Source organism: Streptomyces sparsus (assembly GCF_054776295.1).
On record NZ_BAAHCA010000178.1, the window covers coordinates 1 to 7,188 of the forward strand.

At 73.1% G+C, this 7,188-nt stretch carries 8 protein-coding genes; 6 read left to right on the top strand and 2 right to left on the bottom strand.

The features are described from left to right. Positions 1-107: 107 nt before the first annotated feature. On the bottom strand, positions 108-830 hold the full coding sequence (locus tag ACYVE9_RS11265) for an AAA family ATPase (RefSeq protein WP_461027647.1): 723 nt from the start codon (positions 828-830) through the stop codon (positions 108-110). 92 nt (positions 831-922) lie between these two features. Here ACYVE9_RS11265 and ACYVE9_RS11270 point away from each other — a divergent pair, with 92 nt between their 5' ends. Then, positions 923-1,258 carry a YnfA family protein gene (locus tag ACYVE9_RS11270; protein ID WP_461027648.1) on the top strand — a complete coding sequence of 112 codons (336 nt, stop codon included), beginning with the start codon at positions 923-925 and terminating at the stop codon, positions 1,256-1,258. A 144-nt stretch (positions 1,259-1,402) separates the two neighbouring features. Further along, positions 1,403-2,158 (top strand): SDR family NAD(P)-dependent oxidoreductase, encoded by a 756-nt coding sequence (locus ACYVE9_RS11275; RefSeq protein WP_461027649.1) that lies wholly within the window; start codon positions 1,403-1,405, stop codon positions 2,156-2,158. Positions 2,159-2,627: 469 nt separating this feature from the next. Here ACYVE9_RS11275 and ACYVE9_RS11280 read toward each other — a convergent pair whose 3' ends face one another. Then, a complete protein-coding gene (locus ACYVE9_RS11280) occupies positions 2,628-3,821 on the bottom strand; it encodes an RtcB family protein (protein WP_461027650.1) in 1,194 nt (397 codons plus the stop codon). Between the two features lie 365 nt (positions 3,822-4,186). On the opposite strand from ACYVE9_RS11280, the gene ACYVE9_RS11285 reads away from it, so the two are divergent. The 4 genes from ACYVE9_RS11285 to ACYVE9_RS11300 form a co-directional block, all read left to right on the top strand. Continuing rightward, positions 4,187-5,137, top strand: a complete 951-nt coding sequence (locus ACYVE9_RS11285) for a hypothetical protein (RefSeq protein ID WP_461027651.1) — start codon at positions 4,187-4,189, stop codon at positions 5,135-5,137. A gap of 31 nt (positions 5,138-5,168) precedes the next feature. After that, a complete protein-coding gene (locus ACYVE9_RS11290; protein WP_461027652.1) occupies positions 5,169-5,876 on the top strand; it encodes a DUF3558 family protein in 708 nt (235 codons plus the stop codon). A gap of 565 nt (positions 5,877-6,441) precedes the next feature. Continuing rightward, entirely contained in the window at positions 6,442-6,822 is a 381-nt protein-coding gene (locus ACYVE9_RS11295; protein ID WP_461027653.1) for a VOC family protein, read from the top strand. A 122-nt stretch (positions 6,823-6,944) separates the two neighbouring features. Then, positions 6,945-7,188, top strand: a 244-nt coding sequence (locus ACYVE9_RS11300; protein ID WP_461027654.1) for a hypothetical protein, incomplete at its 3' end; no start/stop codon positions are given.

Here is a 7,188-nt window from a genome sequence, read left to right on the forward strand (position 1 = left end):
CGCCGAGGTGTCCCGCGCCCTGGCCGAGGCCCTTGCCGAACCCGGGCCCCGCCCCCGGAGCTGACCCGGCGGGGGCATGGGGCGGCCGGTGCCCGACCGGGCGGCCGCTACTCGCAGATGTGGCGCAGGTAGGCGCGCGGATCGGCCAGGTAGCGCCGCCAGTGGTCCACCAGCGCCAGTTCGGCCCACTCGACGCGGACCGCGCCCTGCTCACCGACCTCCAGGATCTCCGCCCCCGGCAGCGCGGTCAGCAGCGGTGAGTGGGTGGCGCAGATGACCTGCGAGCCGGACGCGGCGAGTTGGTGCAGCAGGCCGACGAGTTGCAGGCAGGACGCGAAGGACAGCGCCGCCTCCGGTTCGTCCAGCACGTAGAGCCCCGGCTGGCGGAAGTTGGCCTGGAAGGCGGTGAGAAAGCCCTCGCCGTGGCTGACCTCGTGCACCGGCACGCCCTCCGACTCCAGCGCGAGCATCGCCGTCTCCGCCCGCAGGAAGAAGCCGCGCCGGCCGGTGCGCGGCCCGCGCACCATGCGGCGGCCGGCGGGAGAGGCGTCGAACCGCACCCGCTCACCCAGCGGCGACCTGGCCCGGTCGGACACGTGCCGGTACCCGGCCCGGCCCCCGTACGGGTCGAGCCCGTAGCCCTCCGCCAGGCCCTCCACCAGCGTCGACTTGCCGGACCCGTTCTCACCGACCAGGAACGTCACCGGCGCGGAGAAGCGCATACCGCCGTCGCGGAGCAGCTCCCGCACGCACGGCACCGACCAGGGCCACTGCTCGTGGGCGTCCGCCAGCTCAGGGGGAAGATGGACGTAGGCACGTTCGATGAGCATGCGGGCAGGCTAGGCGCCGGCACCGACAGTCGAGCTGCCGCCCGGCCGCGGCCCGCAGCGGGGCGCCGGCGGGCGGCGTCTACGCTGCCGGTATGACCGTCAGCCGATCCGTCGCGCTCTTTCTCACCGCCGCGCTGCTGGAGATCGGCGGTGCCTGGCTGGTCTGGCAGGGCGTACGGGAGCACCGCGGCTGGGTGTGGATCGGCGCCGGGGTGATCGCGCTGGGCGCCTACGGGTTCGTCGCGACGTTCCAGCCGGACGCCCACTTCGGCCGGATCCTCGCCGCGTACGGCGGTGTCTTCGTGGCCGGTTCGCTGGCCTGGGGCATGGTCGTGGACGGGTTCCGCCCGGACCGCTGGGACGTGATCGGGGCCCTGGTGTGCCTGCTCGGCGTCGCCCTGATCATGTACGCGCCGAGGGCCCCCTGACTCCGTGCGAGGATCGTCGCAGCACGGACGACGCCCGCTCGGCGCCCCCGTCGGCGCACCGGCAGCGAGCACCGCCCACCCCTCGTCGGGCGCCGCCCCCGGCACGGCCCCGAGCACCGGACACCAGGACCGAGGAGACATCCCATGGCAACCCGCACCGCGGTGATCACCGGAGCCAGCAGCGGGATCGGGGCGGCCACCGCCCGGCAGCTCGCGGACGCGGGCTACCCGGTCGTGCTGACCGCCCGCCGCGCGGACCGGATCGCCGCCCTGGCCGACGAGCTGAACCAGGCGGGACGGGAGGCGTCGGCGCATCCGCTCGACGTCACCGACCGCGCCGCCGTCGCCGCGCTCGCCGCCGACCTGGAAAGGGTCGACGTGCTCGTCAACAACGCCGGCGGCGCGTTCGGCACCGAGTCGGTGGCCGACAGCGACCCGTCGGACTGGCAGGCGATGTACGAGGTCAACGTGCTCGGCGTGCTGCACGTCACTCAGGCACTGCTGCCCGCCCTGACCGCCTCAGGCGACGGAACCGTGGTGATCGTCTCCTCCACTGCCGGGCACGCCGCGTACGAGGGCGGTGGCGGGTACGTCGCGGCGAAGCACGGCGCGCACGCGCTGGCCGCGACGCTGCGGCTGGAGCTGTGCGGTCAGCCGGTGCGGGTGGTGGAGATCGCCCCCGGCATGGTGCAGACCGACGAGTTCGCCCTGACGCGGTTCCGTGGCGACGCGGACCGCGCCGCCGCCGTCTACGCCGGCGTGCCGGACCCGCTGACCGCCGACGACGTGGCGGACACCGTGACGTGGGCGGTGACCCGCCCCCCGCACGTCAACGTCGACCTGCTGGTGGTGCGCCCCCGCGCGCAGGCCGCCAACCACAAGGTGCACAGAAAGAGTTGAGGCTCCGACGTTCATCTTTTCCCCCTTTTTCACGGATGCCTTCACACCGCCGCGGACTCCATCCCGGGCGGACGACAACATGTCGGACGGTTTGAGTTCGGACAGTTCCGGTCCGGTCTGCTCCGGTACGGACTGCTCGGTTGCGGACCGCAAGGTTGCGGCCTGCTCTGTTACGGACGACGGCGGTTCGGCCGCCCACGGTTCTGCCGGTGACGGTTCGACCGGTGACGGTTCGGATCGTCGGGACGGCCGCGGCCGGTGGGCGGCGCGGATGGGCACGACGGATCGACGGAGCGACGTGGCCCGCTCGCGCGGAACCGACGAAGCCCCGGTCAGAGGCGCTTCCATGACCTCTACTCTGCCAGCCGGGTCTGACAGTGACGGGGCGTCAGAAACGCCTCGCCACCCCGCCCGGCAGACCCGGCGACACCACCCGCCCGGACCTGCCGCCGGCGGCGGACGCCGCCGGTCAGCCCTTGACGCAGACGACCTGCTTGAGCGACGCCACGATCTCCACCAGATCGCCCTGGCGGGCCATGACCTGCTCGATCGGCTTGTAGGCGGCGGGGATCTCGTCGACCACCCCGGAGTCCTTGCGGCACTCCACGCCCTGCGTCTGCCGCTGGAGGTCCTCAGCGGAGAAGCGGCGCTTCGCCGCGTTCCGGCTCATCCGGCGGCCCGCGCCGTGCGAGGCCGAGTGGAACGACGCCGGGTTGCCCAGGCCCCGCACCACGTACGAACCGGTGCCCATGGAGCCGGGGATGATGCCGAGCTCCCCGGCACCCGCACGGATGGCGCCCTTGCGGGTGACCAGCAGGTCCATGTCCTCGTACCGCTCCTCGGCCACGTAGTTGTGATGGCACGAGATCACCGGTTCGAACATCGGCCTGGCCTTCCTGAACTCCCGCCGGACCACGTCCTGGAGCAGCGCCATCATCAGGGCGCGGTTGCGCTTGGCGTACTCCTGCGCCCAGAAGAGGTCGTTGCGGTAGGCCGCCATCTGCGGGGTGTCCGAGACGAACACCGCGAGGTCGCGGTCGACGAGGCCCTGGTTGTGCGGCAGCTTCTGCGCCTCCCCGATGTGGTACTCGGCGAGCTCCTTGCCGATGTTGCGCGAACCGGAGTGCAGCATCAGCCAGACCGCGCCCGTCGTGTCGGTGCACACCTCGATGAAGTGGTTGCCCGAGCCGAGCGTGCCCAACTGCTTCCGGGCGCGCCCCTGCCGGAACTTCACCGCGTCGGCGACCGTGTCGAAGCGCGACCAGAAGTCGCCCCACCCGGCGGTGGGGAAGCCGTGCAGCCGCCCCGGGTCCACCTCGTCGTCGTGCATGCCGCGGCCGACCGGGATGGCCGCCTCGATCCGCGAACGCAGCCGGGAGAGGTCGCCGGGGAGGTCCCCGGCGGTGAGCGAGGTCCGCACGGCCGACATGCCGCAGCCGATGTCCACGCCGACCGCGGCGGGGCAGACCGCGCCCTCCAGCGCGATGACCGACCCGACGGTGGCGCCCTTGCCGTAGTGCACGTCCGGCATCACGGCCAGGCCCTTGATCCACGGCAGCGTGGCCACGTTCTGCAACTGGCGCAGTGCGCCGTCCTCGACGGTGGCCGGGTCGGCCCACATGCGGATCGGTACGCGTGCGCCGGGCAGTTCGGTGTACGTCATGGTCGATCATCTCCCCCGAGAGACATGGTGGATATCGCCGCACGGGTCAACAAAGGTGAAAAAGCAGACGTGTCCCCGCAAAGGCCCCTACGGAACGGACGTCCGTACGGTGGGTGCGGTAGACATTGTGTTTTGCGGCGGCCTGTCGGTGCCACCGGGTTTCGGCCGCCGCGGCCCCGCCCACGCCGGGCGACGCACGGCACCGGACCCGCCGACCGGACCGCCCCGGCCCAAAGGACGACCGCACGGACCGGGCGGAACCGGCGGCACGAGCAGCACCAGTGACACCAGCAGCACCAGCAACACCAGCAGCGGGACGAGGCGTGCCGGGCAGGACCGGGGCGCGGAACGACGAAGGAGGCCGCGTGCAGCGGAAGGCATACCTGGGCGGTGCCGCGGTCGCCACCGCCCTGACCCTGAGTCTGGTCGGCTGCACCGCAGGGGGCGACGGCGGCGGCGAAGCGGACGACGCGAAGCCCGGCGGCACCTCCGCGTCCGCTCCCTCGGCCGAGCCCGGCACCTACCGCACGCTGCCCAACGCCTGCGAGGCGGTGTCGGAGGGCACCCTCCGCGACCTGCTGACGCCCGACGTGGACGACGACGAGGAGGAGCCCGAGGGCACCTCCGGAACCGGTGACTCCGCCCTGGCGGGCGAGGCCCAGCCGACCTACGACACCGACCGGCGTGTCGGGTGCCGCTGGAAGAGCGCCACGAGCCTCGGCAGCCGGCACCTCACCCTCGACTTCGAGCGGGTCGTCTCCTACGACCGGGCCGTCAGCGACGACGACCGGGCCGCCGAGCTCTACGCGGACCGGGCACTGAAGGACGGCATCCCGTCCGAGGCGCCCCCCACCGAGGACGCGGGCGATCCGACCGACTCGCCCGACGCCTCCGGGTCCGCATCCGGGTCCGAGGACACCGACACGGACGACGGTGCCGAGAAGGACGCCACCGAGCAGGCCGCCGCCACGGCCGGCAGCGACAACGGCACCGACGCCGACGCCGAGGACGCAGACGACACCAAGGACTCGGAGGCGGACGCGGACCCGGCGGGCGCCGGGTCGTCCGCCGACCCGGCACTGGCCCCGCGCCCGCTGGAGGGCATCGCGGCCGGCGCGTACCTCAACGACAAACTCGCCACGGCGGACTCCGGCGTGCACCGCGACATCACCCTGGTCTTCCGGTCGGGCAACGTCATCGTCACCGTCGAGTACGACCAGTGGTCCAACGACAAGCGCCGACTCCCCGACAGCGAGGAACTCCAGCAGAAGGCGCGCAAGCTCGCCGAGCAGCTCGCCGGCCGACTGGCCGGCTGACCGATCGCACACCTGGAAGCGAAGACACACCATGTTCCGTGACACCCCGCAGTACGCCGACCGACGGCGCGGCGCCACCGTGCGCCGCGCGCTCGCCCTCGCCGCCGTGCCGGTGCTCCTGGTGGCCGGCTGCTCCTCGGGCGGTGACGGCGACGAGTCCGCCGCCACGCCGTCCGCCGCCCCCAGCAAGGCCGCGCCCAGCCCGGAGCCGGTCAAGCACACCACGCTGCCCGACCCGTGCCAGACGGTCGGCAAGGACGTCGTGCAGGACGTGGTGCCGAAGGCCCCCACGGGCAAGAACCTCGGCACCAAGGACGCCGACGCCTACGCCAGCTGCCTGTGGAGCGGCCTCGACGACTTCGAGTACCACGCGCTCAGCGTCTCGCTGCGCCGGTTCGACTCCGACGCCGGCCTCGGCAGCGGCGACGAACGGGCCACCGAGTACGCCGAGCAGCAGGTCGCCGCGGCGGCCCGCGACAAGGCGCACAAGGACGCCAAGGACACCCCGCTGAAGGGCGTGGGCGACGCGGCGACCAACGTCGCCTACGAGACGGTCAAGAAGGACGGCAAGAAGTCCGAGGACTACCGCGAGCAGCGGACCGTGGTGCGCTCGGCCAACGTCGTCATCACCGTCGACTACTCCGGCGCCGGCTTCGAGGACGCCAAGACGCCGTCGGCGGCGGACATCGACAAGGGGGCGGAGAAGGTCGCCAAGAAGGTCCTCTCCGAACTGGAGTGACCCCGGGCGGGGACGAGCCGCCGTCGGCCCCACCGCCCGGTCATGACCTTGACAGGTGTCGGGTCGGGCGCCGCCCGACGTCCGAGGGTGGCGGCGCGGGACCGGGGCCCGTCGCCCCAGGCCGCGGAGGGCCGCTCGGGTCCCTCGCTCCTCCGGTGCGGGGACCCGGGATGCGTCGGTCGCGAAAGCGAGAGGGCCCCGCCGTTCCAGCAGGGACGACAGGCGAGGACCAGCCAGTCGCATAGCCCATCGTAACGGGACAATCTCCACCCAGGGCGTCACTCCCCGGCTTCGGCGACGCCTGGAGACCCGGAGGGCTTCCGCCCGCCGAACGGTGCTCGACCCCGTCGGTCCGCGTCCGCGGCCACAGCGACTCGACCAGCGTCGCCGCACCCACCGCCCCCTGCCGGCGCCATGGCATCCTCCGCTTCCTCCACGGACGCGATGCGGGCTCTGCCCACCGGCGTACGGCGCTGCCCGACCGCACCCGCGCGGTCCGCGGCACGTGGCTCGAACTGATCGACGCACCCCTGCGGGCGACCGCAGGGGGGAATACAGTCGACGCATGAGTCTGACGCCACGCTTGATCGTCCCGGACCCCGACACCGCCGCGACCTACTACCAGAAGGCCATGGGCGCCGAGGAGGTCTTCCGCGCCCAGGACGACAGCGGCCGCGTGATGGTCGTCGTCCTGCAGGTCGGCGGCTCCCCGTTCGCCCTGTCCCCGGCGGTGTCCGAGTGGGGCTGGCTGTCGCCCGACGACGTCGGCGGTTCCCCGGTCCTCCTGGAGGCGGAGTTCACCGACCAGGACGCCGTCGCCGAACGGATGGTCGCCGGAGGCGGCACCGTGGTCGTACCGGTGGAGAACCGCCCGTACGGCAAGCGCGAGGGACGCCTCCGCGACCCGTTCGGTCACCTGTGGATCGTCACCGGCGCGCTGCGCTGACACCCCGGCCCGACGGACGGCGCGGCAGGCCCTGAGGTCTGCCGCAGAGGTCTGCCGCGCCCGCGTGCGTCTCGGCCGCCCCCGCACCGGCCACGGCGAAGGCCGGAAGGAACACCACCTCAGTGGCCCTCGCGCCCCTGCGGATGGCCATCGGCAGCATCAGGTCGCGTGGCGTCCGGGTGATCCTCACCAAGCACGGGGACAGCAGAGGGCCGGTGGTGCCCGGCACCGACGACGGCGACCAGTCGGCGCGGTGTGCCGTCCTCGTCCCGTTCCCCGTCGGGTGCTCTCCCGGTGACCGGCAGAGACCTCGAACGCGGGAGACCCCGCACGAGGGTCGCCCGTCCGGAATCCCCGACCGCGGTC